We start from the raw sequence: 26,950 nt of genomic DNA on the forward strand, positions 1-26,950 counted from the left end.
GATTTTAGCCATGTAACGAACTCCCCCCCGTGGCCTTTGGCTTCCCATCGTTTGGGCAGCTTCGACTCAGGCGGGTGAATCGTAGAATCCAGGGTTTCGACAGGAACTAAAAGTAACAGTCAGCAAAGTTCATCCAGTTTCTTGTGGGTCTTAAAATTTCAAGCCTGACCACAGTAAATTACTCGCGCCCGGAGAAATCGGGATCGCGCTTTTCAAAGAACGCCCTGACGCCTTCCTCCAATGCCGGATGGTCGAACAATTCTTGCTGACGATTCGCCTCGTATTCCAGTTGAGTGCGTAGATCATTGCGGCTGGCCGCTTCACATATTTGTCGTGCCTCTATGACGCCATGAGCCGGCAAACGAGCCAGTTGCCGGGCCATTTCCATCGCAGTCGGCAGTAGGGCTTCGTCGTCGATACAAGCGTGGATCAGTCCCCACTGCTCGGCTTTCCTGGCCGATAAGCGTTCGCCGGTAAGACATAACGCCAAGGTGCGGGTGCTGCCCAGGCGACGCTGGAGGAACCAGGACGCACCAGCATCCGGTACCAGGGCCAGTTTTTTTACGAACGGAAGATAGAAATAGGCCGAGTGCGCTGCAAGAGTGATGTCTCCTGCCAGCGCCATTCCCACACCGCCGCCTGCGGCCCCACCGTTAACAGCGACTATTACGGGTACCGGGAGTTCGTGAAACTCGGCGATCAGGGGATTTATGCCATTGCGCATGGTTTTTCCAGCCCGCGTGCCTCGCGATTCACTCTGCGCATTGAAAGCTTCACTCCCCAGATCGGCACCGCAACTGAACAGCTTGCCATTAGCCCTAAACAGCAAAGCTCGCACCGTTTTGTCGGCGCGGACCATGGCGAGCGCATCGCGAATCTCGTCGACCATAATGGCGCTGAGCGGGTTGAATCGCTCCGGTTGATTCAGTGTGATGACTGCAACGGCACGCTCCCGGGTGTAGATGATTGACTGGTAACTCATGCAGTTTTACTCACTGGCTGTAGTTGAAAGTTCCTGTAGAACGCTCTTTTCCTGGGTTCAACCGTACATTCTGGCCATCGCGCCGCCGTGTGAGTAACCACCATCCACAGCAAGCACGACGCCAGTGATGTAAGACGCTTGCGGTGATGAAAGAAACAAAGCGGCGTGGGCGACTTCTTCCAGCGTGCCGTGGCGACCCAACGGAACCTGCCGGTTTACCCGCATGGTGCTTGCGTCGTCCGGTGCCAACCGGCGCATGCCTTCGGTGCCACTGATCGGGCCGGGTACCAGCGCGTTAACGCGAATACCCTGTTTGCCCCATTCGACGGCGAGAGTACGAGTGAGCATGTCCATGCCCGCCTTGGCTGCGCAGGCGTGTGCTTGCAAAGGCGTAGGAATGCTGCCTTGTGGCGCCGAAATGGTCAGCACTGACGAGCCGGCACCGCGCATGTGCTCATGGGCGAGACGAACGACGTTGAACGTGCCCAACAGATCAATATCCACCACCGTTTTGAAGGCGTTGCAGGACATTTCGGCCGCAGCCGCGAGGAAGTTACCGGCAGCGCCAGAAACCAGTACATCAATGGGACCGAAAGCTGCCACGGCCTGTCCAAGCGCGGCGTCGAGCGCTTCGGGGTTTCGCACATCGGCGGCCAGTCCCAGTGCTTGCGGGCCCAATTCCGTGGCGGCGGCCACGGCTTTTTCCCCATTGCGCCCCAGCACGGAAACATTGGCACCGTTCTGAGCAAAAGCTTTGGCGATACCCAGGTTAATGCCACTGGTGCCACCGGCGATGAAAACATGGAAATTCGCGAAACACGCCCAAGGGTTCGACTGATTCATTTCTTATCGCCCTCATTCAAGTTCAGGCCTTACAGCCGGGACACAGAAAATGTGGAAAACAAAGTGGTCATTCGGCCTGCATCGACAATGCTGCACATGCCAGTGGATGTCGGATCGAATTCGCTTCAGGACGATCGATAGTAAGAAGATGAAATTTCATCCACGACAACCAAAAGTACTTAGAGGGGGATGGTTTCTGGCTCGCTCCAAGGAACTATCGCAGGGAGCAACTCGAAGCCTGCGAAACAGTTCCAGACACCGCAGGTCGCGCCGGGGGAAACAAACTGGCAAGCTGAACCCGGTTTGACTACACCGAAGCAGAGCGCTGCGCGGGCAACCGCACGGCGTGATACTCGTCCTCGAAACGTGCAATCAACTGCGCCACGGTGGGAATGTCATCGATGTTCCCGACCCCCTGACCGGCTGCCCAGATGTCCTTCCACAGCCGCGCTCCGTTGTAGCCGCCAGTACCTCCTTGTATCGGTGGCAGCGGAAGGTTGTCCGGGTCCAGGCCCGCGCGGGCAATGCTTTGCTTGAGGTAGTTGGCGCGCAGGCCACTGAACAATGCGGTGTTGACGATCTGATCGGCGTTGGAAGCGAGCAGCATCTGCTTGTAGTCCTCATCGACTTCGCATTCCCGGGTGGCGAGAAACCGCGTGCCGACGTAACCCAGGTCAGCGCCCATGATCTGAGCGGCCACCAGATCCTTGCCGGTGGTCAAGCCGCCGGAGAGCAACACGGTCCCGGTGTAGAAACGGCGGATCTCGTTGACGAAAGCCAGTGGATTCAAGGTGCCGCCGTGGCCCCCGGCACCGGAGCAGACGGCGACAATGCCATCGACCCCGGCTTCAACGGCTTTTTCGGCGTGCCGTACGCTGATCACGTCGTGAAAGACAATGCCGCCATAGCCGTGCACGGCGCTGACCACTTCACCCGGCGCGCCGACGCTGGTAATCACCACCGGCACCTTGTGCTTGACCAGCAGTGCCAGATCCTGCTCCTGCCGTTGGTTCGACCGGCTGACAATCTGATTGATCGCAAACGGTGCCGGCAACGGCTGGTGGGGCGCAAGAGGGTGGCGTAGCTCTTCGCTCAACTGCGCCAGCCAGTCGTCGAGCATCTCGGCGCTGCGCGCATTGAGCGCCGGCATCGAGCCGACGATACCGGCGCGGCATTGAGCCTCGACCAGCCTTGGGGTGGACGCCAGAAACAACGGCGCAGCAACCAGCGGCAGCCGCAGACGGTCGGATAACACAGCGGGTAACGGCATCGAGAAGCCCTTAGGGTGGGGGGCATGGCCCGTTAACGAACTCATGCCCGTGGTGTCAGAGTTGTCGCTGCGTCAGTCCCGCCCAGAAGCCTTTGCCACCGGCAGCAATCGCCGCCTGGCCAAGAACTTCGGCCCATTGTGAATCGCTGCCGAACTCGTCGCGCCACGACCACAAGCGGCGGGTGGTGAAGTGCAGGGTGTGCTCGTGGGTGAAGCCGATTGCTCCGTGAACCTGATGCGCAATTGACGTGGCAAGCGTAGCCGCCTCGCCGGCACAGACTTTGGCCACGGCCACATCGAACGCCAGGCTGCTGCGAATGCCTGCTTCGGCTTGCAGGACATCGCAGGCGCTGCGCAACGCGACTTGTGTCGCCATACGCGCGGCACCGATGGCGCCGGCCATCTGCGCCAATTGCTGTTGAATCGCCTGGAACTTGCCGATTGCCTTGCCGAACTGGGAACGTTCATTGGCGTAGCTGACGGCCTTGTCCAGGCTCGACTCCAGTGCACCGACCAGCGTGCAGGCACGGATCAGCGCACCGAACAGCCAGACAGGCTCCTGCACATCGGCCAGCTGCAAGTGGCCGATGGCATGCGGCCGGGTGTGGGCGAAGTGCAGGGTGTCGCGCTCTTCGCCGGCAAAATTGCTGCCGGCCTCGAGACTGACGGTGGGCTGTCGCAGATCGACCAGCGCCACTTGTCCTGCTCCATCGGCCACTACGGCCCAGCGGCTGCTGCGCCCCCAGGGTACGTTGAACGTGCGGCCGTTCAGATGGCCATCCTCGTTCAACATCAGATCACCGTGATGGCCAATCTGAATCAGCGTCATCGGCTCTTCGGGCACCTCCAGGCCGGCACGGGCCAACAGCAGCGAAGCGAGCATGGTTTCGCCCAGGGGCAGTGGCGCGCTCCAGTAACCAATGGCGCGCAATACCGGGCTGACTTCCAGCCAACTTGCAGCGCTGCCGCCGGCTTCTTCGGTCATCAGGGCGCCGGGCAGACCTTGCTCGACCACCTGTTGCCACAACCCTGTCGCGGCGTGGCCGGCATCGAAGCTGGCCAGCAACTGAGGGGTAATCTGTTCGGCGAACAGGCGCTCGACGCTGTCGGCGATGATCGATTGCAACTCTGATGGCGCGCTGTCGTCCATCGCTTGATAGTGGGTGGCCTGGTTCATCGCAGTCCTAATCCTCTGGCAATGATGCCGCGAAGAATTTCGCGGGTGCCGCCACGCAGGGAAAACGACGGGGCGGTTTGGGTCAGGTAACGCATCACCTGGTCGAGTCGGGAGCCGGGTTGGCGGGTGCCGCCAAACAGGTCATGGGCAAGGTCGGGCAGCGATTGTTCGAGCAGGGCGCCCTGATCCTTGACCAGCGCTGCCGGTGTCGCCGGATTGTCGCCGCGAGCGAGCATGCCGGCGACGCCCAGGGACATCTGCCGCAGCACCGCGTAGCGCGCGGCGATGCGACCCAGGCTGACTCTGTGGCGCGAATCCCGTGGGTCGGCGGCGTCGAGCATTTCCAGATACAGCTGAGTGCTGCTCAGGTAGCGTTCCGGGCCGCTGCGTTCGAGCGCCAGTTCGGCCCCGACTTGCTTCCAGCCATCGCCTGGCTGACCAATGACGAACTCGTCGGGAACAAATACATCAGTGAGGAACACCTCATTGAAGTCGTGCTCGCCGAGCATGTTGTAGATCGGACGCACCGTGACACCGGTGGCGCTCATATCGATCAACAGTTGCGACAGTCCTGCGTGGCGGTTGCTCTCGTCCTTCGGCCCGGTGCGCAGCAGGGTGACCATGTAGTGGCAGCGGTGGGCGCCGGTGGTCCAGACCTTGCTGCCATTGACGATCCAGCCGCCCTCGGTTTTTACCGCACGGGTCTGCACCGATGCCAGGTCGGAGCCGACATTTGGCTCGCTCATGCCAATGCAGAACAGCAGCTCACCGCGTGCGATGGCAGGCATCAGTCGCGGAGCCAGCACGTCGGGGGAAAATTTCATCAGCAACGGGCCGGATTGACGCTCGGCGATCCAGTGCGCATTGACCGGCGCGCCGGCGGCCAGTAGTTCTTCCAGCACCACGTAGCGCTCCAGGGCGCTGCGTTCGTGTCCGCCGTAGCGCTTGGGCCAGGTCATGCCCAGCCAACCGCGTTCGCCCAGTTTGCGGCTGAATTGCGGGTCGGCGCCATTCCAGTTTTTCGCACGTTCGTGGGCCGGGTAGTCCTTTAATGCCTCGGCGACGAATTCGCGCACTTCGGCCCGTAAAGCCTGGGTTTTGGCGTCCAATTGACAGGGACGGATATCGAGTGCCTGCATGGCTATTGCTCATGTGAAGAGTGGGTGGTTGTCTTGTTTTTCTAACTTGCTGAACGCCCAACAAGTAAATAAGCTAACAGCAACCTTGGCAGCGAATCAAGCCGCTGCCACTCTTGAAAAACGCCAAAGACCCGGAGCTTCCATGTCGACCAACACCTCTTTTTCCCCCGGCCGTGGCCTTGCGCTGGGCCTTGAAGGCCATGTCGCGACCCTGAGTTTCAATCGTCCGCCGCTGAATTTTTTCGATGCCGAACTGATCAATGACTTGGCTGACGCACTGCAATATCTCGATGACATGCCACAGTGCCGGGTGGTCATCCTGCAGGCTGAAGGCAAGGTGTTTTGCGCCGGTGCCGACTTTTCCGGAGATGATCAGCGCGACCCGCAATACCCGCGCCGTGTCTACAAGTCAGCCGTGCGCCTGTTTCGCAATCGCAAGCCGTTGATCTGTGTGGTCGAGGGTGCCGCAATCGGTGGCGGCCTGGGCCTGGCGCTGGTCGCGGACTTCCGAGTGACCAGTGAAAAAGCGCGGTTCTCGGCCAATTTCAACCGGCTGGGCATTCATCAGGGCTTCGGGATTTCAGTTACCATGCCGCGTCTGGTCGGCCCGCAAATGGCCTCGCTGCTCATCGCCACCGGGCGCCGCATCGATGGCCGCGAAGCCGTGCGCATCGGCTTGGCCGATGTCCTGGCCGAGCCCGGCATGGAGCGGCAAAAAGCCCGCGAACTGGCCGAAGAGATTGCCGCCTCGGCACCCGGCGCGGTCATGTCCAGCCGTGAAACCCTGCGCATGGGGCTGGCCGATGCTGTTGACCGGATCATCGATCGCGAAGCCTGCGAGCAGGAGTGGCAGATTGTCAGCGCCGATTTTTCCGAGGGCACCCGCGCCATGGCCGAACGCCGCACGCCCGTATTTACAGGACAGTAAGGAATCACCCGATGGAACCCGTTGAAAAAACCACCCGGCCGACGTCGCGGCGCACTCAGCCGGAGCGCCGCGCCGAAGCGGAACAACGTCTGCTGATCGCGGCCCGACAGATTGTCGCGCGCAAGGGCTGGGTCGGCATGACGCTATCGGAGGTGGGCGAGGAGGCGGGTTACAGCCGTGGCCTGGCGACTCACCATTTCGGCAACAAAGCCGGCCTGCTGCGCGCCCTGGCGGGTTTCGTCAACGCGACGTTCATGGAACTGGTACAAGCCCGGTCGCCGCAGTGGAGGCCGGGATTGGATGCGCTCAAGGGGTTTGTCAGTGTCTATTTGGCACGCCCGGATGGCGACTGGGTCAATACCCGTGCACTGCTGGCTCTGTTGTCGGAAGCCGTGACCCAGGATTCGGAAACCGTGCAGGTCCTTGCCGAGTACAACCTCTCGGTACAAAAGCACCTGGCACGATACATCCGCGAAGGCATCGACAGTGGCGAAATCCGCCCGGATGTCGACCCGATGATGGGCGCCTTGCTGTTCCTGGGTACATTGCGCGGCATGATGTTGCAGGTCCTGTTGAACCCGGCGGGCGTCGATCTGGAACTGGTGCACACGCAGATGCTGGCCTTCATTGAAAACGCATTGGCATCCGTGCCGTCTGCGTGAATCCGCTGTTCAGTCCAGCAACCCCTGGGCCCGGGCGATGGACACCGCCTCGGTGCGGCCACCGGCACCGAGTTTGCTGTTGATCTTGCGCAAGTGGGATTTCACGGTCAGTTCGGAAAGAAACATCTTCTCGGCGATTTCGCGGTTGCGGTAACCCAGTGCCAGCAAGCGCGCCACCTGGAGTTCACGGGTGGATAGGCTGGACTGCGCCTCGTCTTCGCGCTTGGGCTCGACTTTCTTGCTGCTGCTGTCGCCGCGCAACAACAGGCTGACGAAACCGGCGCGAATGCCCAGTGCCTCTTCCTGGCCATGGAAGGTCACCGACCAGCGCTCCAACACGGCCGCCAGGGGCACGCCTTCATCGAGAAAGGTGCGGACAAACCCGACGTGGCTGGCGAAGCGCAAGGCCACCGTCAATTGCTCCAAGGCTTCTTTGTGCAGTTTCACGCCATCGAGTGCCAGGATCAGCAACAGGCGCAATTTGAGGGCGCGGCGATGCTGGTGCCGCTGCAGGGCGAGCTCCATGGCCTGGCGCAGCGGTTCGACGCAACCTTCTTCACCTTGCGCTATACGCAGACGCTGGCGAGCGATGAAGGGCGTGTCGACGTCGTTGGCACTCAACGTCACGCCCGGTTGTTCCCAGTCGCTCAGGTGCTCGGCGGCGCGCATGGCGTGATCGGCGGTATCCAGGCGATTTTCCAGGGTGGCGATACGCGCCCGCTCCAGCCAGGCCGAGCAGAGAATGCGCGTGGAACCGGCCACCTGGCCCAACTGGTCGAGATCGGCCAGGTAACGCATCCAGGCCGGCCGGTCACCGTGAAGGTAGGCGAGGCGGGCCAGCAGCACATGGGTACTGATCAGCGAGTCCGGTGCGGCGTGCTCCTTGGCATAGGGCAGCAGTTCAGTGAGTCGTTGTCGCGCTTCGTCGACCGCGTCCGTTTCGTAGAGCACCACGCAATGGATGGTCTGCAGGACCGGGAAGCCCACGGGCGGTGTACCGGCCAACGTCTCGCGACTGCGGCGCATGGCCGTGTCCGCGCGGGTAAGGGCGCTGTCGAGCTGCCCTTGGGTCAGGTCGAGCATCGCTTCCAGCGCATCGGTGACATCGCGCAGGTAGGTCGATTCTTGTTGAGCCTCGCGCATCCCGGCACTGCCGAGCTTTTTCCGTGCTTCGTCGAAGCGACCGGTGTAGAACAGCGAGCAGATTTCCACGAAAGCCGTGACCCGATACTGCAGTTTGTCCTGGGGGCCGAGCTGCTCCAACAGCTCGGTGGCGGCGATCAGGGCCTCGTCGACACGGTCACCGATCAGCAGCAACAGCGGATGAACGTAGTGGTGCTCGCCCGCCAGCGCCGGATTTTCCAGGACCTGCAGCGCGTCTTTGTGACGACGCGCATGCAGCAACGCCCAGGCGTAGGCAATTCCCAGGCGCGGATGCAGGTCGCGTATCTCGACGGGAATGCGCGAGAGCCAGCGCATCAGCAGGCTTGCATGACCGTTTTCCACCAGTTCGTCGATGTGCAGCACCAGTTGCCTGGCGGCTTCGTCGACGGCGTGGGCGGTAAACAGGTGCTCAAGGGCCTCGACCGGCCGAGCATTGGCGAAATACCAGAGCGCCGCCTTTTGATGCTTCTGCTCAAACTTGTCCGGATGTCGCTTGAGGGTTTGCAGGAGGAAGTCGGCGAACAGCGGGTGATAGCGAAACCATTGGCGTTGGTCGTCCGTGGCAATCACGAACAGGTTGGCCCGCTCCAGTGACTCGATCATCGATTTGCTATCGCTACGCTCAGTGACGGCATCGCACAAGGCCGGGCAGAACCGTGACAAAACGCTGGTCTGCAACAGGAACTGCTGGCATTGCCCGGTCTGCCGGGCCAGCACGTCTTCGGCGAGGTACTCCGCCAGCGCCGGGTTGGAACCATTGAACGAGGCGATGAAAGCAGCCGGATCGTTGTGCCGTTGCAGGGACAGCGTGGCCAGGTAAATCCCGGAAATCCAGCCCTCGGTGCGTGCATGCAGGCTGTCGATGTCGGCAGCGTCCAATGGCAGTTGGCGCTTTTGCAGAATGTAGGCGGTGGTCTCGTCGATACTCAGGCGCAACGAATCAGTGCCCACCTCAAGTAGTTCGCCACGGGCCCGCAACCGGCCCAGATTGATATCCGGCGTTGTGCGCGAAGCAATGGCCAACGTCGCACCTGCTGGCAACGCCTTGAGAAGGCGCTGGATGAATTCGAGGGCCGGCGGCTGATCAATGACTTCGAATTCGTCCATCAGCAGGGTGAACGCCCCGTTGCTCGCGCTGATGTGGTCGAGCAGCCAGTGCTCCCGTTGCGCCGCACTGCTGTCCGCCGCGGGACTGTCGCCGGCATCGATCAAGCCGACGTCGCGCAGGCCAGTGAGCAGTACCTGGCTCAAGCGCTGCGGATCGTTATCCAGGGCATCGAGGTTGCACCACAACACACGCCGGCCATCAGCCAGGCAACGTTCGCGGTACTGCTGCATCAGTGTGGTCTTGCCGTACCCGGCACAGGCGCTGATCAGGATCAGGTGCACGCCTTCGTGCTGTTCGAGTCGTGCAAGCAAAGCCGAACGCTCCAATTGACCGGGCAGGCTGGCCGGCGCGAGGAATTTGCCTGCGCGAACGGGCGGCTTTGCTCCCTGTGCTGGTTCGTTGGAACTACGTTCAAAACCTTCCATGCATCCTACCTTTGGTCGTCGTCGCGCCGGTGCGGCCCTTTCTAGTATCGCCTGTCATGAGCGACACCCGATTCATGGTTCGAGCCCGCCAGTGTAGCGGGCCGACACCGGATTGGCAGCTCCCCGACCGCCCACCCTTGCATGGAAGTCCGAACACCATGAGTGCCAAAGAAAACCTGAATGCTGCCGATATTCGCGTGATCCTGGACAAGCAGCGTGCCGCTTGCCTGGCCAGTGCGCCGTGGACAGCCGAGCAGCGCTGCGAATTGATCGACCGGGCCATCGGCCTGCTGGTCGATTACCAGCACGATATCATCGAAGCCTTGTCGGCAGACTTCGGTCATCGCAGCCATGACTTCTCGCGCATGCTGGACGTCCTGGGGCCTCTGGCGTCCTTGAAGTATACCAAGGCCAAAATCGCCGAATGGATGCAGCCGGACCAGAGGGCCACCGACCGCGGCGAGGCCTGGGTGCAGTATCAGCCGCTGGGCGTGGTGGGCATTCTCACCGCCTGGAACTTCCCGGGAAACATGGTCTTCAACGGTCTGGCAGGGGCCTTGGCCGCCGGCAACCGGGTGATGATCAAGGTGTCGGAATACAACCCGAAAACCTCCGCATTGCTGGCGCGGATCTTCCGCGAAGTGTATGCCGAGGACGAAGTCGCGATCATCACCGGCGGCCCTGACGTCGGTCATGCGTTCAGCCAGCAGCCGTTCGACCACCTGCTGTTCACCGGCGCCAGCAGCATCGGCAAGCATGTGATGCGCGCTGCCGCCGAGAACCTGGTGCCGGTCACCCTGGAATTGGGCGGCAAGTCGCCGACCATCATTTCGCGCTCCGCCGACCTGAAGGTCGCGGTCACTAAAATCCTCACCGGCAAGCTGCACAACGCCGGGCAGATCTGCCTGGCGCCGGACTACGTGTTCGTGCCCGAGGAGCAACAGGAAGCGTTCGTCGCAACGGTCCGCGAAGTGGTTGCCACACTGTTCCCGACCTTGCTCGACAACCCGGACTACACCTCGGTGATCAATGCCCGTCACTTCGAGCGTCTGCACGGTTACCTGAGTGAGGCGCGCGACGCGGGCGTCGAGCTGATCGAACTGAACCCGGCCGGTGAGGACTTCAGCGGCCAGCCGCACCACAAGTTGGTGCCGACTCTGTTGCGCAATCCCGGTGACGAACTGCAGATCATGCAGGACGAAATCTTCGGACCGCTGTTGCCGTTCAAAACCTACAAGTCCTTCGCCGAAGTGGTCAGCTACATCAACTCGCGCCCGCGTCCGCTGGGCCTGTACTACTTCGGCAACGATGCCGGCGAAGAGGCCTTCGTGCTCAATCGCACCACCTCAGGCGGTGTGACCCTCAACGACGTGCTGCGCCATGGCGGCGTCGAGACGCTGCCGTTCGGCGGTGTCGGCAACAGCGGCATGGGCTGCTACCACGGCATCGACGGTTTCCGCACCTTCAGTCACGGCAAATCGGTGCTGCGTGCAGCCGATGGGCCGGACGCGATGCGCCCTCCGTACAGCGAACAGGTACGCCAGTTCGTCGGTTCGATGATCAAGCGCTGAGACAACCATCGGCATGGCGGGTGCGCTGAATGCGTTCGCCATGCCTCCCACTTCCTGCTTGAAGAAAGAGAATAAAAATATGAAAGCTGCCGTACTCCATGCTCCCGGTTCGCCACTGACCATCGAAGAAGTCGGCATCAGCAAACCCGGCCCAAGGGAAGTGCTGGTGCGCACCGTTGCGGTGGGCGTTTGCCACTCCGACTTGCATTTCGTCGACGGTGCCTATCCGTTTCCAATGCCGGTGGTCCTCGGTCACGAAGCGTCGGGCATCGTCGAGCAAGTGGGCTCCGAGGTGCGCACGGTCAAGCCGGGCGATCATGTGGTGACCTGCCTGTCGGCCTATTGCGGGCATTGCGAACACTGCGTCACCGGGCACCTGTCGCTGTGCGTGTCGCCGGACACCAAGCGAGGTGTCGATGAAGAATCTCGCCTGACCTACGTGCAGAAACCGATGACCCAGTTCATCAACCTGTCGGCCTACGCCGAGCAGATGCTGGTGCACGAAAACGCGCTGGTCGCCATTCGCCGCGACATGCCGCTCGACCGCGCGGCATTGCTCGGTTGCGCGGTAACCACCGGCACCGGCGCGGTGTTCAATACCGCCAAGGTGCGTCCGGGTGAAACCGTTGCGGTGATCGGTTGCGGCGGTATCGGCCTGGCCACCATCAACGGCGCGGCACTGGCCGGTGCCGGGCGGATCATCGCTATCGACATGCTCGACTCCAAGCTGGAATTGGCCAAGCAGTTTGGCGCCACCGATGTGGTCAATGCCAAAGACGGCAGCGCCGTCGCACAGGTGCTGGAGTTGACCCGTGGCGGCGTGCATCACGCCTTCGAGTGCATCGGCCTCAAGCAAACCGCCGAACAGGCTTTCGGCATGCTGGCCCGCGGCGGCACCGCGACGATCATCGGTATGATCAAACCCGGCGTTAAGCTGGAACTTGATCCACTGGCCATGCTCCATGAGCGCCGTATCCAGGGCTCCTTCATGGGCTCAAACCGCTTCCCGGTGGACTTGCCGCGCCTGACCGACTTCTACATGCAGGGCCGACTCAAGCTCGACGAAATGATCTCCCAGCGCATCAAGCTGGAGCAGATCAACGAGGCCTTCGACGAACTGCGCCGGGGCGAGCTGGCACGCTCGGTGATCCTCTTCGACCAATGAGTGTGTCCTGCCGTCGCAGCGCCCAGGCCTGCGACGGCAGGCCACCCCATGCAGTCCGTCCCCAAACAAGACCGGCCACAGGCTGGCGACTCACCGTTGAGGTAGCAGATGGATATTCATTTCAGTCCCGAGGAAGTGGCATTCCGTGAGGAAGTCCGGGCGTTTCTCACGTCGTACCTGCCAGAAGACATCGCGGCCAGGATCAACCAGGGCAAGTCGGTGTGCAAGGCCGATCAGGTGCTGTGGATGCGCACTCTGAACGACAAAGGCTGGCTGGCGGCGAGCTGGCCGGTGGAGCATGGCGGCACTGGCTGGAGTGCGGTACAGAAGCACATTTTCGACGAAGAATGTTCGGTCGCCGGTGCCCCTCGGATCGTGCCGTTCGGCGTCAACATGGTTGGACCTGTGATCATCAAGTTCGGCACGCCCGAACAAAAGGCGCATTACCTGCCACGCATTCTCAATTGCGAAGACTGGTGGTGCCAAGGCTATTCCGAACCGGGGGCCGGTTCCGACCTGGCCAGCCTGCGCACCCGCGCGGTGCGTGACGGAGACGAGTATGTGGTCAATGGCCAGAAGACCTGGACCTCCACCGGCCATATGGCCGACTGGATGTTCTGTCTGGTACGCACCGATGCCGAAGCGCAGCAGCAACGGGGCATCTCTTTCCTGCTGATCGATATGAAGACCCCTGGCATCACCGTGCGCCCGATCATCACCCTCGACGGCGGTCACTACGTCAACGAAGTGTTCCTCGACAACGTACGCGTGCCGGTACACAACCTCGTCGGCCGCGAAAACGAGGGCTGGACCTGCGCCAAGTACCTGTTGACCCACGAGCGCACGACGATCGCCGGGATCGGCATCGCCAAGGCCATGCTCACGCGTCTCAAGCAGGTCGCCCGTGCAGAACAACGCAACGGCAAGCCGTTGATTGAAGATCCGCAGTTCCGTGCGCAGATCGCCGACGTGGAAATCCAGTTGATGGCCATCGGCATGAGCAACCTGCGCATTCTCGCCGCGGCCCGCGACGGGGGAGTACCGGGTTCGGAAAGCTCGATCCTGAAAATCAAGGGCACTGAGATCCGTCAGGCGATTACCTATTTGCTGACCAAAGCGGTCGGGGTCTATGCCAATCCGTTTCTCAAGGAGGAGTTGGGCTATGACCATGACGGCGAGTTGCTGCACAGCGAGTTCAGCAACTCGTCGACCTGCCAGTACCTGGATATGCGCAAAGCCTCGGTTTACGGCGGCTCCACCGAAATCCAGAAGAACATCATCGCCAAGATGATTCTCGAACTCTAAGGGGCAGACCATGGACTTCAAACTTTCAGAAGAGCAGCAAATGCTGCAAGACACGGCCGCCCGACTGGTGCGTGATGCCTATGGCTTCGAGCAGCGTGAGCAGTTTCGTGACAGCGCCAAGGGGTTCAGTGGCGAGTTCTGGCAACAGCTCGGCGATCTTGGCCTGACGTCAGTGCCATTTGCCGAAGACTTCGGCGGTTTCGGCGGCAACGGCGTGGATGTGATGCTGGTAGCCCAGGAGCTCGGCCGTGGCTTGTGCCTGGAGCCCTGGCTGCAATCGGTGATTTTCGCCGGTGGCTTGATCGACCAACTCGGCAGCGCAGCTCAAAAAAGCGAACTGCTGCCGCAAGTGGCCAGCGCCGACCTGCAACTGGCCGTCGCTGTCGAAGAGCCGCAGAGCCATTACCAGTTGAACGATGTGCAGACCCGCGCCGAAGCCGTCAATGGGGGCTGGTCGCTCAGCGGCCACAAGTCGATGGTGGTGGGCGGGCAGAGCGCCGGCTTGCTACTGGTTTCGGCGCGGGTATCCGGTGATGACCGTGCCGAGGCGGGCATCAGTTTGTACCTGGTCGATCCGGCGACCCCGGGCGTGAGCGTACGCGAATACCCGACCATCGACGGGCGCCGTGCCTGCGACGTGTTCCTGGACAACGTGTTTGTCAGCAGTGCCGCGGTATTGGGCGAACACGGCAAGGCGCTTGATGCATTGCGCTATCAACAGGGCCGCGCCATCGGTGCGCAATGCGCAGAAGCGGTCGGTAGCCTGGAAGCGACTTGCGCGCTGACACTCGATTATCTGAAAACCCGCAAGCAATTCGGCCAGGTCATCGGCAAGTTCCAGGCCTTGCAGCACCGCATGGTCGACATGCACGTCGAGCTGGACCAGGCGACCTCGATGACCCTGCTTGCCGCTTGCGTGGCTGACGAGCCGGACAGCCTGGAACGCAGTCGCACGCTGGCCGCCGCCAAGTATGTCGTTTGCCGTGCGGCGCGTTTTGTCGCCGATCAGGGCATCCAGTTGCACGGCGGTATCGGCCTGACGTGGGAATACGTGCTGTCGCATCACGCCAAGCACCTGCTGATGATCGCCCGCCAGTTTGGCGACGATGATCATCACTTGCAGGTGTACAGCGAGCTCATGCAGGACGCCTAGGTTCGCCTAAGTTCATCTCATAACAATAAGGGAGACAACGACATGACCAGGTCATGGGGTTTGCCATGCAAGCGGCTGCGCGACATAACCGTCGCGAGCGTTCTGCTGGCCGTATCACTCTGTAGTTCTGCCGCGGACAAACCGAACGTACTGGTCATCTTTGGCGATGACATCGGCATCTTCAATATCAGTGCCTACAACCAGGGCATGATGGGTTATGAAACGCCGAGCATCGACCGCATCGCCAAGGAAGGCGTGTTGTTCACCCATGCCTATGGCGAACAGTCCTGCACCGCTGGCCGTGCCGCTTTTGCTCTGGGCGAACACCCGTTCCGTACGGGGCTGCTGACTGTCGGCATGCCCGGTTCGGAACACGGTATCCCGGATTGGGCACCGACCATCGGCGACGTGATGAAGCAACAGGGCTACACCACTGGCCAGTTCGGCAAGAACCACCTGGGTGATCGTGACAAGCATTTGCCGACCAACCATGGTTTCGACGAATTCTTCGGCAACCTGTACCACATGAACGCCGAGGAAGAACCGGAAACCTACTACTACCCCAAGGACCCGGAATTTCGCAAACAGTACGGCCCGCGCGGTGTGATCCATTCCTACGCCGACGGCAAGATCGAAGACACCGGCCCGCTGACGCGCAAACGCATGGAAACCATCGATGACGAACTGGTGCAGGCCACCGGGAACTTCATCGACAAGGCGCACAAGGCCGACAAGCCGTTCTTTGTCTGGTTCAACGCCACCCGCATGCACATCTGGACCCACCTGAAGAAAGAGTCCGAAGGCAAGACCGGCGTCGGCCTGTATCCGGATGGCATGGTCGAGCATGACGGGCAGGTCGGTCAGTTGCTGAAGAAACTGGATGACCTGGGCATCGCCGACAACACCATCGTGATCTACACCACCGACAACGGCGCGGAGAAGTTCTCCTGGCCCGATGGCGGCACGTCACCGTTCGCCGGCGAGAAGGGCACTTCCAATGAAGGCGGGCATCGTGTTCCGTTGCTGGTGAAGTGGCCGAAGGTGCTCAAACCCGGTACTCACGCCAACAACCTGATCGCCCACAACGACTGGATGCCGACGTTGGCCGCGGCTGCCGGCGCACCGAATCTGGTGGCGGACCTGGCCAAAGGCACACAGCTCAACGGCAAGCAGTTCCGCGTGCATCTGGACGGCTACAACTTCCTGCCATTCTTCACGGGTGAGGTCAAGGACAGTCCGCGCGAGGAGTATTTCTACTTCAGCATGGGCGGCGACCTGGACGCGATTCGCTGGCGGGAATGGCGGCTGGCGTTCGCGCAAATGACCGGGGATTTCGCCAGCGCTTCGCGCAAGGTCACCAATGTGCCGGTGTTGACCAACCTGCTGGCCGACCCGTTCCAGACCGCGCGCAAGGAATCGCCGATGGCCAAGCGCTGGGCTGCTGACCAGGCGTGGCTGCTGGTGCCGATCCAGGCCAAGGTCAAGGCCTTTATGGCAACGCTGAGCCAGTACCCGTTCCAGGAAGGCGTCAGCCTCAACCCCGGCAACATCAATTACCAGAGCCTGGCCGTGAAGAAAGCGCTGATGGGTTTGCAGAAGCCCGCACCTGCGAATTGATCGCCGCCGCTCCTACAGAGAGCAGTCTTTTTTATTCAATGTTTTTTTGGAGTGTTCTGATGAAAGTCCTCGTAGCCGTAAAGCGCGTGGTCGATTTCAACGTCAAGGTTCGCGTCAAGGCGGACCAGTCCGGCATCGACCTGGTCAACGTAAAAATGGCCCTCAATCCCTTCTGCGAAATTGCCGTGGAAGAAGCCGTACGCCTGAAAGAGCAGGGCATAGCCACTGAAGTCGTGGTGGTCAGTGTCGGCCCTGCCACCGCTCAAGAGCAACTGCGCACGGCGCTGGCACTGGGTGCCGATCGCGCCATCCTGGTCGAGTGCAATGACGAACTTAGTTCGTTGCCTGTCGCCAAACTGCTCAAGGCCGTGGTCGATCAGGAACAACCGCAACTGGTGATCCTCGGCAAACAGGCCATCGACAGCGACAACAACCAGACCGGCCAGATGCTCGCCGCACTCACGGGCTTTGCCCAGGGCACCTTCGCTTCGAAAGTCGAGATTGCCGGCGACAAGGTCAGTGTGGCCCGTGAAATCGACAGCGGCATGCAGACGGTTTCCCTGAAACTGCCCGCCATCGTCACCACCGACCTGCGTTTGAACGAGCCGCGCTACGCGTCCTTGCCAAACATCATGAAGGCCAAGAAAAAGCCACTTGAAGTGCTGACTCCGGACGCGCTGGGCATTGGCACCACCTCCACCAACACGATCCTCAAAGTCGAAGCGCCTGCTACGCGCAGCGCGGGCATCAAGGTCAAGTCGGTGGCAGAGCTGGTCGAGAAACTGAAGAACGAAGCGAAGGTGATTTGAATGGCTATCCTGGTAATCTCGGAGCACGACAACAACTCGGTCGCTACGGCCACGCTGAACACCGTTGCTGCCGCCGCCAGAATCGGTGGCGATATCCACGTGCTGGTTGCAGGGCAGGGTGTGGGTGCCTTGGCAGAATCCGTCGCAAAAATCGCCGGAGTGGCCAAAGTGCTGTTGGCTGACCACCCGTTCTATGCCCATCAGCTCCCTGAAAACGTTGCGCCTTTGGTCACCGGCCTGGTGATCGAGCAGCACACCATCTTCAGCCATGTTCTGGCACCGGCCACGTCCAGCGGCAAGAACATCCTGCCGCGCGTTGCCGCTGCACTGGACGTCGACCAGATCTCCGAGATCATCTCGGTGGAAAGCCCGGACACCTTCAAGCGTCCGATCTACGCCGGTAACGCCATCGCTACTGTGCAGTCGAACGCAGCGGTCAAAGTGATCACCGTGCGCGCCACCGGTTTCGACCCGGTTGCCGCCGAGGGGGGATGCGCTGCGATCGAAGCCATATCCATGGCGCACGATGCGGGTATTTCCAGCTTTGTCAGCGAAGAACTGGCCAAGTCTGATCGTCCGGAACTGACCGCTGCCAAGATCGTCGTTTCCGGCGGCCGCGGCATGCAGAACGGCGACAACTTCCAGTACCTGTACAGCCTGGCCGACAAGCTTGGCGCTGGGGTCGGGGCATCGCGTGCAGCGGTTGACGCCGGGTTCGTGCCCAACGACATGCAGGTCGGCCAGACCGGCAAGATCGTTGCGCCGCAGTTGTACATCGCCGTCGGTATCAGCGGGGCGATCCAGCATCTGGCGGGCATGAAAGACTCGAAGATCATCGTCGCCATCAACAAGGATGAGGAAGCACCGATCTTCCAGGTGGCCGACTACGGCCTGGTGGCTGATCTGTTCGAAGCGGTCCCGGAACTGGAACAAGCCCTCTGAAAAATACCACCCACCCCTGTGGGAGCGAGCCTGCTCGCGATGGACGTAAACGATGACGCATTTTTTCTGAGTAAATGCGTTGTTCTTGCGCTCTTCGCGAGCAGGCTCGCTCCTACAGGGGGTGGTTTCGTCCATGAAAAGGAGAGCAACATGAGCCATGCTGCTGAGCACTACCTGCCAGCGACGTCCGATTGTTCCGTCCAGGAAACCCGCGCGGTCTATCGCAAGGTCATCCTGCGGTTGTTGCCTTACCTGGTGCTGGCCTACGCCATCAACACCATCGACCGGCTGAACGTGTCCTTCGCCAAGCTGCGCATGGCCGAAGACATCGGGCTTACCGATGCTGCCTACGGCATCGGCGCCGGCATTTTTTACCTTGGCTACATCCTGTTCGAGGTCCCGAGCAACATCTACCTGCAACGCATTGGCGCTCGGGCCACGCTGACCCGCATCATGGTGCTGTGGGGCATGGTCACGGTGGCCACGGCGTTTGTCACCACTGCCAACCAGTTGATCGTCGCGCGCTTTCTGCTCGGCGTGGCCGAGGCCGGTTTCTTCCCCGGCGTCATCCTGTACCTGACGTACTGGTTCCCGTCCGCCCTGCGTGCGCGCATCACGGCGGTGTTCCTGATGGCGGCCATGGTGGCCGGCATCATCAGCGGGCCGCTGGCGGGGACCATCATGAGCCATTTCCATGGCTGGCTGGGGCTGCGGGACTGGCAGGTGCTGTTCGTGCTCGAGGGTATCCCGGCCATGCTGCTGGGGCTGTTCGGCTGGTTCTGGCTGGCAGATAAACCGGACGATGCGCGTTGGCTCACGGCGCAGGAAAAACACATGCTGGCTGCCGGCCTGGCCCGAGGGCGTCCGGCGGACACGCCGAATGCCAGCCTGGCCCAAGTGCTGCGCAATCCCCGGGTGTACGTGGCCGGTCTGGTGTTCTTTTGCATCTACAGCGGCTCGAACACGGTGTCTTACTGGATGCCGACATTGATACGCGGGTTTGGCGTGCAGGACCTGAAGACCATCGGACTGTTGGCCAGCGTGCCCTACATGGGCGCCTTGATCGGCATGTACTTGCTGGCCCGCAGTTCAGACAAACGCCTGGAACGGCGCTGGCATGTGAGCTTGACTCTGCTGCTCAGCGCGACCTGTTTCTTTCTGCTAGGGCCGGTTCAGGATCATCTGGTTTTGTCTGTGGTGTTCATGAGTATCGGTGCCGCCGCCGCGCTGTCCGCGCTGTCGCTGTTCTGGAGCATTCCACCAGCCTTGCTGTCACCCTCGGCAGCGGCGGTGGGCATCGCGGTCATCAGTTGCATCGGTGGCATGGCCGGGGTCATCAGCCAGATTGTGGTGGGCGCGATCAAATCAGCGACCGGGGACTTGTACCTGGCGTTCGATATCATCGCGGGGGTGTTGGTGGTGGGCGCGGTGGTGTTGCTGGTGGCCATTCCGGCCAGTCACCTGACGGAGCGTGTCAAGCCGTAGTCAATCCTGATTGGCTCATCGCGGCTGAGTCCGCGATGAGCTCCTGCCTTTCAGGTGATCCAGCCCCGCGAGCGGGCAATGGCCAGGGTTTCGGTGCGTCCGTTGGCCTCCAGTTTCGCGTAGATCTTCTGCAGGTGGGATTTCACCGTGAACTCGGAGAGGAACACCTTTTCGGCGATCTCGCGATTACGATGCCCGGCGGCCAGCAGTTGCAGGATCTGATACTCGCGGACCGTCAGCACTTCGTGAGCGCCGTTGTCGTTGCGCGCATCTTCCATGTTGCCGTCGCTGACCCCCAGTTGTTGCATCAGCTTGTCGACGAATCCGCACTCGATCCCCAGTTCCTTGCAGCGGGCCTTGCCGGTCGTGGCCCAGCGCTGCAGCAGCCCGGCCATCCGTTCGCCTTCTTCAATGAACGTGGCCAGGAAGCCGTCATGGCTGGCCAGGCGCAGCGCGTCATTGAGGGCTTGAAAGGCCTCCTGCGGCTGCTGGATGCTGTCCAGCGCCAGCGCCAGAAGAACGTGCAGCTTCAGTTCACGGCGGTGATGTTGCCAGTGCCGCGCCTGTTCGATCGCCGTGCGCAAGGCCTTGGCGGCCGCAGTACCTTCGCCTTGAGCGATGCGCAAGCGTTGACGGGCGATGCTGGGTGTGTCCACGTCGTTGGCCAGACGGATGAAGTCGGGGCGGTCCCAATCACCGGCCTGGTCCGCTGCATGCAGGGCTTGCACCGCCGTGTCCAGGCGCTGTTCGAGCAGTGCCACGCGGGCTCGTTCCAGCCAGGCAGAGCACTCGACGCGGCGCGAGCCGACCTGGCGGCCGATGTGCTCGAGGTCCACCAGGCAACGGGTCCAGGTGGTGCGATCGCCCTGGCTGTAGGCGATGCGCGCCGTCAGTACGTGAGTGACGATCTGGTTCTCCGGGGAACTGACCTGCTTGGCAAAAAACAGGCAGCGCGACAGGTATTTTTGCGCTTGATCAAAGTCGCCGTTCTCGTACAGCAGCAAGCCGTGAAGGATGTCCATCGACAGTTTGGCTTCGTGCGGTTTGCGCTGGCCGTTGTTTTGCAGCCGGTCCGGCGTGCTTTGCATACGCACGATGGCATTGCTCAAACGGCCCTGGATCAGGTCCAGCGTGCTTTCGTTGACGCGGAAGATGTGGCGCAGAAAACTCGAATGAATCCGTGAATCACGTTGCAACGCGCTGGACAACAGGTCACGCGCCTCATCGTAGCGACCGCTGGCAACCATGTTCATCGCTACCGAGTTGGCCAGCACCATATACAAATGCACCTCGTCGGCAGGCATGCGCCCGAGCAGTTCGACGCCACTGCGGCAACAGTCTTCGGCCTGATCGGTCACCCCAAGACGCAGGCATTCCACGACCTCGGGAACATAGGCATAGGCTGGCCCGGATTGGCGCTCCAGCCGCTCGGCCACCTGCATCGCATCTTTCAGGCGAGTGGTGGTTGCCAGCAGCCAGGCGTAGGCCTGGTTGAGTTGCGCATAGCGGTCGCGAGTCGCCTCCGGAATCCGGTCCAGCCAACGCAGCAACAGGCGTGTACGACCGCTGTCGATCAAGGTGTCGAGATGACGGTTCAAACCTTCGGCGGCCTGGTCGAGGAGCCCTGCGCTGAACAGGTGCTCGACGCCGGGGATCGGTTGCCCGGCGTCGAAGAACCATTGCGCCGCGGTTTCGTGCAGGGTCCGCGCCATGCCCGGGTACAGGCGATCCAGGGCGTGGCGCAGGAAACTGGCAAACAAATGGTGATAGCGGAACCATTGTTGCTGGCTGTCGACCGGCACCAGGAACAGGTTGGTGCGGTCGAGGTGGTCGATCATGGCGCGGCTGTCGCTGCGCCCGGTCACCGCTTCACAGAGCGGCACGCAGAACTGCTCGAGGATGCTGCTCTGCATCAGGAACACCCGGCAGTCTTCGGTCTGCCGCGCCAGGATGTCTTCGGTGAGGTATTCGGCCAGTTCCAGGTTGGAGCCGGAGAAGGATGAAATGAAGGCGCCGTGATCGTCCCGGTCCTTGAGCGACAAGCTGGCCAGGTAGAGCCCGGCGATCCAGCCTTCGGTGCGCCGGTACAGCGTGGCCAGTTCGTCGTCGTGCAAGGGGATCTGGCGTTTGTCGCGAATGAACGCCATGGCTTCTTCGGGGGTGAAACGCAGGTCACCGGGGCGGATTTCCAGCAATTGGCCCCGGGCGCGAATCCTTCCAAGACCGATGCCGGGCGTGGAACGTGAAGCCATCACCACGACGCTGCCTGAAGGCAGTTGCTCCACCAGTTGCTGGAGAAACTCGAGCACTTCGGGGTTCTGGATGACCTCGACTTCGTCGAGCAGCACGGCAAATGGCAAGGTGCTGACAGCGATCTGCTCGAGCATGTCTTCGGCGCTTGGCTGATCGTTGCGCGGCGCCTGCTCGTCAGGCATGGGCAATAAACCGGCAAGACCCTTGTCCAGCAGGTTGACGAAACGTTGCAAGTCGTTGTCGGCGGGCTCCAGGTTGATCCACAGCGTGCGCTTGCCGCTGGTCAGGCAGTGCTCGCGGTATTGCTGCATCAGCGTGGTCTTACCGAAACCGGCGGCGGCACGAATCAGGATCAGGCGCGCCGCGTCCGCGTCGGCCATTTGTTGCAGCAGGCGCGAACGCGACAAGTGGCTGTCGGCCGATTTCGGACTGGCGAATTTGATGGCGCCACTTCTAGAGGCTGACGGTTCACCCGAGGCAGCAGAAAGAGCGGGGCCGGAGGGCTTGACCGTCGGGTTGTCCCAGTGAACTGGCATTGTAAGAACCTCCATACAGATCACTCGCCCGTGAAACCGCACGGCAAGGTGACCTTTCTATTCTTGTGAGTCCGCCATAGTGCCATGTCTGGCCAATGTCCGAGACTTTGGTCTAACGCCGCCCTTCGGGTGCAGCGTGAGCGGCTGAGTCATTCAAGGAGTTCGCCCGATTATTGTGCACCCGCAGCGTCTTGCAAACCCGCCCCCCCTATGAGGGTGGCTCTCGATCCACCCGGTCCCGTGCAACGATCGTCTCTACAAATTGGAACGGGAGTACACCGTTTTCCATGCAATCGGGCGATAGCCAAAGGTTTCGGATGGACGTTCAACGCACTCTCTACCGCGAAGACCATGAAATGTTTCGCACCACCGTGCGACGCTTTCTGGAGCGCGAAGATCTGCCCCGAATGGCACGCAGGGAAAGCACCGGCGATGTTGAACGGCGGGTTTGGTTGAAGGCCGGTCGTGAAGGGCTGTTGTGCGTGACCTTGCCGGCGGAGTTCGGCGGTGGAGGTGATTTTGGTCATGCCGCCGTGTTGCGCGAGGAATTCGCCCGGGCCGGGTTGTGCGACCGGGCGTTGTCCCTGCACTCGGACGTGATCGCACCGTGCATCGCTCAACTGGGCAGTGACGAGCAGAAGCGTCGTTGGCTGCCGGGCATTTGCAGTGGCGAGGTGCTGTTGGCCCTGGCTGTCGCCGAACCCGGCGGCAAGCTCAAGAGCATGCAAACCCGTGCCGTGCGCGACGGTGATGACTACCTGATCAACGGCAACAAAAGCTGTGTTGGCAATGGCATGAGCGGCAACCTGGTAATGCTCGCCTGCCGTACCGACGGGGATGACGGCGAAACGGGTATTAGCCTGATCATGGTCGAAACCGACCGTCCGGGTGTGCAGCGTACCCGCAGTGCGCAAGGTGGAACGCAACCGAGTGCCGCCCAATTCTGCTTCACCAATGCGCGTGTACCGTTGAGTAACCTGCTGGGCGAAGCGGGCAGGGGCCTGGATTACCTGAGTCGGTCGGGGGATCAGGAGCGCCTGTTGTCGGCGATTTCCGCCGCCAGCCGCCTCGAACACCTGCTGGATATGACCCTGGCCCATCTGCGTCAACCCGATAGCAGCGGCCATTGCTCATGGGCGCTACAGCACACCCGCAACAAAATGGCCGACATCAAGGCCCGCGCCGTGGCCTTGCGGGTACTGGTCGATCACTACCTGGACCGGAGCATGCGCCATCCGCTGAGCGCCGAGCACGCGGCCATCGCCAATCTGTACGCCAGTGAAACCCTGCGCCAATGCTCCGACGAACTCTCGCGACTGCGTGCCGCCCAAGGCCGCCTGCGCACTCATTCCATTGCCCATGCCGTGGTTGTTGACCACGGCGCTACCGGCAAGGCCCTGCACGAAATCATCGCGCAGGCCCTGTGACATCCCTCAACCATTCAGGACAGAACCATGAGTCAGAACGCATTAGTCGCCGGGGTCGGCATGATCCCGTTCACCAAGCCGGGCGCGAGCCCGAGCTACATCGACATGGGCGCCGAAGCGGTACGCCAGGCACTGGCCGATGCCGGCCTGAGCTATGACAAGGTGCAGATGGCGTTCGCCGGTTACGTTTACGGCGACACCACCTGCGGTCAGGCCGTGCTGTATCGGGTCGGGCGCACGGGCATTCCGGTGTTCAACGTCAACAATGCCTGCGCCACCGGTTCCAGTGCCTTGTTCCTGGCCCGTGCCGCCGTCGAAAGCGGTCAGGTCGAATGCGCCCTGGCAGTCGGCTTCGAACAGATGCGCCCAGGCCCGACCCGCTCCAACTTCGACGATCGGCCATTGCCCCGTGGCGACTACCTGCCGATTCAGGACGAATTGTGCGGTGACGCCGGCGACATCCCGCGCAACCTGATCACCTTCGGCGGCGCCGGGCGCGAGCACATGCGCACGTACGGCACGCAGATGAGCACCTTCGCCGCGATCCGCGCCAAGGCCAGCCGTCACGCCGCCAACAACCCGCTGGCCTTGTTCAAGAAGATCGTCAGCACCGAAGAGGTGATGAACGACCAGTTGATGTGGGACGGTGTGATGACCCGCATGATGGCGTGCCCGCCGACCTGCGGCGCGGCTGCCGCGATCATTTGCTCGCCGGCGTTTGCCAAAAGGCATGGCCTGCGCACCGATGTGGCGATCCTCGCCCAGTCACTGGTCACTGACCCGGTGGAGTCATTCGAACCGAAAACCATGATCGGTTTCGTCGGCGCCCACATGGCCGAACGCGCCGCCGGTGCGGTGTACGAAAAGGGCGGTGTCGGTCCGCAGGATATTCGCGTGGTCGAACTGCACGACTGCTTCGCCCACAACGAATTGCTGACCTATGAAGCCCTTGGCTTGTGTCCGATAGGCGAAGCCGAAAAATTCGTCCTCGATGGCGACAACACCTACGGCGGCCGGGTCGTGACCAATCCGTCCGGCGGCCTGTTGTGCAAAGGCCATCCACTGGGCGCCACCGGGTTGGCGCAGTGCTACGAGCTTACCCATCAACTGCGCGGCACGGCCGGTGCGCGTCAAGTCGAAGGCCTGCAACACGCCTTGCAGCACAACCTCGGACTGGGCGGCGCCTGTGTCGTCACCCTCTACGGCAAAAACTGAGTGATCTGAACGGTCGTGCCTGGCGCGGCTTTTTCACCCGAAAACAACAACAGGAAAAACGTAAATGAGCAAGAAACTCGAAGGTCAGGTCGCCATTGTCACCGGTTCCGGACGCGGCATCGGCCGCAGCGTCGCACTGAAATTCGCCCGAGAAGGCGCCAAGGTCGTCGTCAATGACCTCGACCAGGCGCCGGCAGATGAAGTCATCGCAGAGATTCGTGCATTGGGCGGTGAAGCCGTGGCCTGCGTCGGTAACGTCGTGGCAGCCGACTTCGGCGAGCGCTGCGTGAAAACGGCCCTCGAAGCCTTCGGCCGCATCGACATCATCGTCAACAACGCCGGCTACACCTGGGATAACGTCATCCAGAAAATGTCTGACGAGCAGTGGGATGCAATCCTCGATTGCCACTTGAAGGCACCGTTCATGCTGTTGCGCGCCGCCTACCCGTACTTCCGCGAGGCCAGCAAGGCTGAAGCTGAAGCCGGTCAGGAAGTGTTCCGCAAAGTGGTGAACATCTCCTCGGTCTCCGGGACTCAGGGCAACGCCGGCCAGGTCAATTACTCGGCGGCCAAGGCCGGCATCATGGGCATGACCAAGACCCTGTGCAAGGAATGGGGTCGCCTGAAGGTGAACGTTAACTGCGTGGCCTTCGGTGCCATTGAAACCCGTCTGACCCAAGCGACGACTGAAGAGAAAACCGTGCAGGTCGAGGGGCGCGACATCAAGGTCGGCGTGCATCCGGACCGTATCGCCGCGGCTGGTCGCGACACACCGCTGGGCCGCTTCGGTACCGTCGAAGAGGCGTCGGGCTCGGTGTACATGCTGTGCATTCCGGAGTCGAACTTTGTCAGTGGCCAAACCATCATCTGTGGCGGTGGTCGCGGCGGCTTCTGACCGTTGTCCGAGGCCGGGCGCAACGCATTGCCCCGGCCTTTTTTGTCGCCCAGGCTTGCAAGAAGGAATCCATCAATGACCGTCACGCTCCCTGAAACCCCCACCCGAACACTGCTGCATACCCGCGAAATCACCTGCAAGGGCTATCAGCGCAGCGATGGCCTGTTCGACATCGAAGGGCGCCTGCTGGATCTGACCAACGAGCCGACCGACCTGCCATTTCACAGGGTGCCCAGCGGCGGTGCGATCCATGACATGCGCCTGGTGATGACTATCGACGCCGACATGGTGATCCAGCACATCACGGCGTTGACCGCCACGGGGGCAAGCCAGTTCTGCGGTGAAGCCGCCGAGGTCTATTCGCGCTTGGCGGGACTGAAGATTGCTGCCGGTTTCAAGCAGAAGACCAAGGCCATCATCGGTGGTGTGAAGGGTTGCACTCACTTGACCGAACTGCTCGAACGCATGGCCTCCACCGCCATGCAGACGATGTTTTCAATCTACCGCGCCGAGGCTTCCCAGCGCAGAACCACCAGTGCCGAACAGGTGGTAGCCGTGCGTTCTTGGGTCATCGGCACTTGCCATGCCTATCGCGAAGATGGCGATGCCGTCAGGCTGCTGTGGCCTCAGGGATTGCCCAAGGCCTGATCGTGCTACGCCGCTGCGGATGATGCGCGTCCGCCCTCAAGCCTGACCCAATCCCCCTGTAGGAGCTTGCCTGCTCCAGGCGGCGTTCCGACGATAACGGACTGTCAATCAACCCATTTGTTGACTGATCCACCGTCATCGCGAGCAAGCTCCCACAATGACTTCTGCCGACCCCGAATAATGCAGACACCCTAGATCCCTGTGGGAGCGAGCTTGCTCGCGATAGCGGAC

21 protein-coding genes are annotated in these 26,950 nt (G+C 61.5%); 14 read left to right on the forward strand and 7 right to left on the reverse strand.

The window, feature by feature from the left end; translation table 11 throughout:
* Positions 1-178: 178 nt before the first annotated feature.
* The 5 genes from AC3IX1_RS10320 to AC3IX1_RS10340 form a co-directional block, all read right to left on the reverse strand.
* Positions 179-982 (reverse strand): enoyl-CoA hydratase-related protein, encoded by an 804-nt coding sequence (locus tag AC3IX1_RS10320; RefSeq protein ID WP_489388070.1) that lies wholly within the window; start codon positions 980-982, stop codon positions 179-181.
* 57 nt (positions 983-1,039) lie between these two features.
* Positions 1,040-1,825 (reverse strand): SDR family oxidoreductase, encoded by a 786-nt coding sequence (locus AC3IX1_RS10325; protein WP_489388071.1) that lies wholly within the window; start codon positions 1,823-1,825, stop codon positions 1,040-1,042.
* A 307-nt stretch (positions 1,826-2,132) separates the two neighbouring features.
* Complete coding sequence (locus AC3IX1_RS10330) at positions 2,133-3,095, reverse strand: NAD(P)H-dependent flavin oxidoreductase (protein ID WP_489388072.1); 963 nt, start codon at positions 3,093-3,095, stop codon at positions 2,133-2,135.
* Positions 3,096-3,150: 55 nt separating this feature from the next.
* Positions 3,151-4,272, reverse strand: a complete 1,122-nt coding sequence (locus AC3IX1_RS10335; RefSeq protein ID WP_489388073.1) for an acyl-CoA dehydrogenase family protein — start codon at positions 4,270-4,272, stop codon at positions 3,151-3,153.
* Positions 4,269-5,411, reverse strand: a complete 1,143-nt coding sequence (locus AC3IX1_RS10340) for an acyl-CoA dehydrogenase family protein (RefSeq protein WP_489388074.1) — start codon at positions 5,409-5,411, stop codon at positions 4,269-4,271. The genes AC3IX1_RS10335 and AC3IX1_RS10340 overlap by 4 nt, the downstream gene beginning before the upstream one ends.
* Before the next feature lie 142 nt (positions 5,412-5,553).
* Here AC3IX1_RS10340 and AC3IX1_RS10345 point away from each other — a divergent pair, with 142 nt between their 5' ends.
* A complete protein-coding gene (locus AC3IX1_RS10345; protein WP_489388075.1) occupies positions 5,554-6,339 on the forward strand; it encodes an enoyl-CoA hydratase/isomerase family protein in 786 nt (261 codons plus the stop codon).
* 11 nt (positions 6,340-6,350) lie between these two features.
* Complete coding sequence (locus tag AC3IX1_RS10350; protein WP_489388076.1) at positions 6,351-7,001, forward strand: TetR/AcrR family transcriptional regulator; 651 nt, start codon at positions 6,351-6,353, stop codon at positions 6,999-7,001.
* A 9-nt stretch (positions 7,002-7,010) separates the two neighbouring features.
* Here AC3IX1_RS10350 and AC3IX1_RS10355 read toward each other — a convergent pair whose 3' ends face one another.
* A complete protein-coding gene (locus AC3IX1_RS10355) occupies positions 7,011-9,698 on the reverse strand; it encodes a winged helix-turn-helix domain-containing protein (protein WP_489388077.1) in 2,688 nt (895 codons plus the stop codon).
* 158 nt (positions 9,699-9,856) lie between these two features.
* On the opposite strand from AC3IX1_RS10355, the gene AC3IX1_RS10360 reads away from it, so the two are divergent.
* From AC3IX1_RS10360 to AC3IX1_RS10395, 8 genes are all read left to right on the forward strand, one after another.
* Positions 9,857-11,269, forward strand: coding sequence for a coniferyl aldehyde dehydrogenase (locus tag AC3IX1_RS10360; protein WP_489388078.1), 1,413 nt, complete (start codon positions 9,857-9,859; stop codon positions 11,267-11,269).
* Positions 11,270-11,348: 79 nt separating this feature from the next.
* The gene (locus AC3IX1_RS10365) at positions 11,349-12,434 is read left to right on the forward strand and encodes a Zn-dependent alcohol dehydrogenase (RefSeq protein ID WP_489388079.1); all 1,086 of its coding nucleotides are present in this window, start codon (positions 11,349-11,351) and stop codon (positions 12,432-12,434) included.
* A 108-nt stretch (positions 12,435-12,542) separates the two neighbouring features.
* The gene (locus AC3IX1_RS10370; RefSeq protein ID WP_489388080.1) at positions 12,543-13,739 is read left to right on the forward strand and encodes an acyl-CoA dehydrogenase family protein; all 1,197 of its coding nucleotides are present in this window, start codon (positions 12,543-12,545) and stop codon (positions 13,737-13,739) included.
* 10 nt (positions 13,740-13,749) lie between these two features.
* On the forward strand, positions 13,750-14,892 hold the full coding sequence (locus AC3IX1_RS10375; RefSeq protein WP_489388081.1) for an acyl-CoA dehydrogenase family protein: 1,143 nt from the start codon (positions 13,750-13,752) through the stop codon (positions 14,890-14,892).
* Between the two features lie 42 nt (positions 14,893-14,934).
* Positions 14,935-16,509: an arylsulfatase gene (locus AC3IX1_RS10380; protein ID WP_489388082.1), complete on the forward strand. Its 1,575-nt coding sequence runs from the start codon at positions 14,935-14,937 to the stop codon at positions 16,507-16,509.
* Between the two features lie 59 nt (positions 16,510-16,568).
* Positions 16,569-17,318, forward strand: a complete 750-nt coding sequence (locus AC3IX1_RS10385) for an electron transfer flavoprotein subunit beta/FixA family protein (RefSeq protein ID WP_489388083.1) — start codon at positions 16,569-16,571, stop codon at positions 17,316-17,318.
* The gene (locus tag AC3IX1_RS10390) at positions 17,319-18,260 is read left to right on the forward strand and encodes an electron transfer flavoprotein subunit alpha/FixB family protein (RefSeq protein WP_489388084.1); all 942 of its coding nucleotides are present in this window, start codon (positions 17,319-17,321) and stop codon (positions 18,258-18,260) included.
* A 150-nt stretch (positions 18,261-18,410) separates the two neighbouring features.
* Entirely contained in the window at positions 18,411-19,745 is a 1,335-nt protein-coding gene (locus AC3IX1_RS10395) for an MFS transporter (protein ID WP_489388085.1), read from the forward strand.
* A gap of 50 nt (positions 19,746-19,795) precedes the next feature.
* Here AC3IX1_RS10395 and AC3IX1_RS10400 read toward each other — a convergent pair whose 3' ends face one another.
* A complete protein-coding gene (locus AC3IX1_RS10400) occupies positions 19,796-22,534 on the reverse strand; it encodes a winged helix-turn-helix domain-containing protein (RefSeq protein WP_489388086.1) in 2,739 nt (912 codons plus the stop codon).
* Between the two features lie 317 nt (positions 22,535-22,851).
* On the opposite strand from AC3IX1_RS10400, the gene AC3IX1_RS10405 reads away from it, so the two are divergent.
* From AC3IX1_RS10405 to AC3IX1_RS10420, 4 genes are all read left to right on the forward strand, one after another.
* Complete coding sequence (locus AC3IX1_RS10405) at positions 22,852-23,961, forward strand: acyl-CoA dehydrogenase family protein (RefSeq protein ID WP_489388087.1); 1,110 nt, start codon at positions 22,852-22,854, stop codon at positions 23,959-23,961.
* 27 nt (positions 23,962-23,988) lie between these two features.
* On the forward strand, positions 23,989-25,176 hold the full coding sequence (locus AC3IX1_RS10410) for a lipid-transfer protein (protein ID WP_489388088.1): 1,188 nt from the start codon (positions 23,989-23,991) through the stop codon (positions 25,174-25,176).
* A gap of 64 nt (positions 25,177-25,240) precedes the next feature.
* Positions 25,241-26,071 (forward strand): SDR family NAD(P)-dependent oxidoreductase, encoded by an 831-nt coding sequence (locus AC3IX1_RS10415; RefSeq protein WP_489388089.1) that lies wholly within the window; start codon positions 25,241-25,243, stop codon positions 26,069-26,071.
* A gap of 75 nt (positions 26,072-26,146) precedes the next feature.
* Entirely contained in the window at positions 26,147-26,719 is a 573-nt protein-coding gene (locus AC3IX1_RS10420; protein WP_489388090.1) for a DUF2889 domain-containing protein, read from the forward strand.
* The last annotated feature ends 231 nt before the right edge of the window (positions 26,720-26,950 follow it).

This window comes from Pseudomonas sp. KH_046_2, from assembly GCF_057838985.1.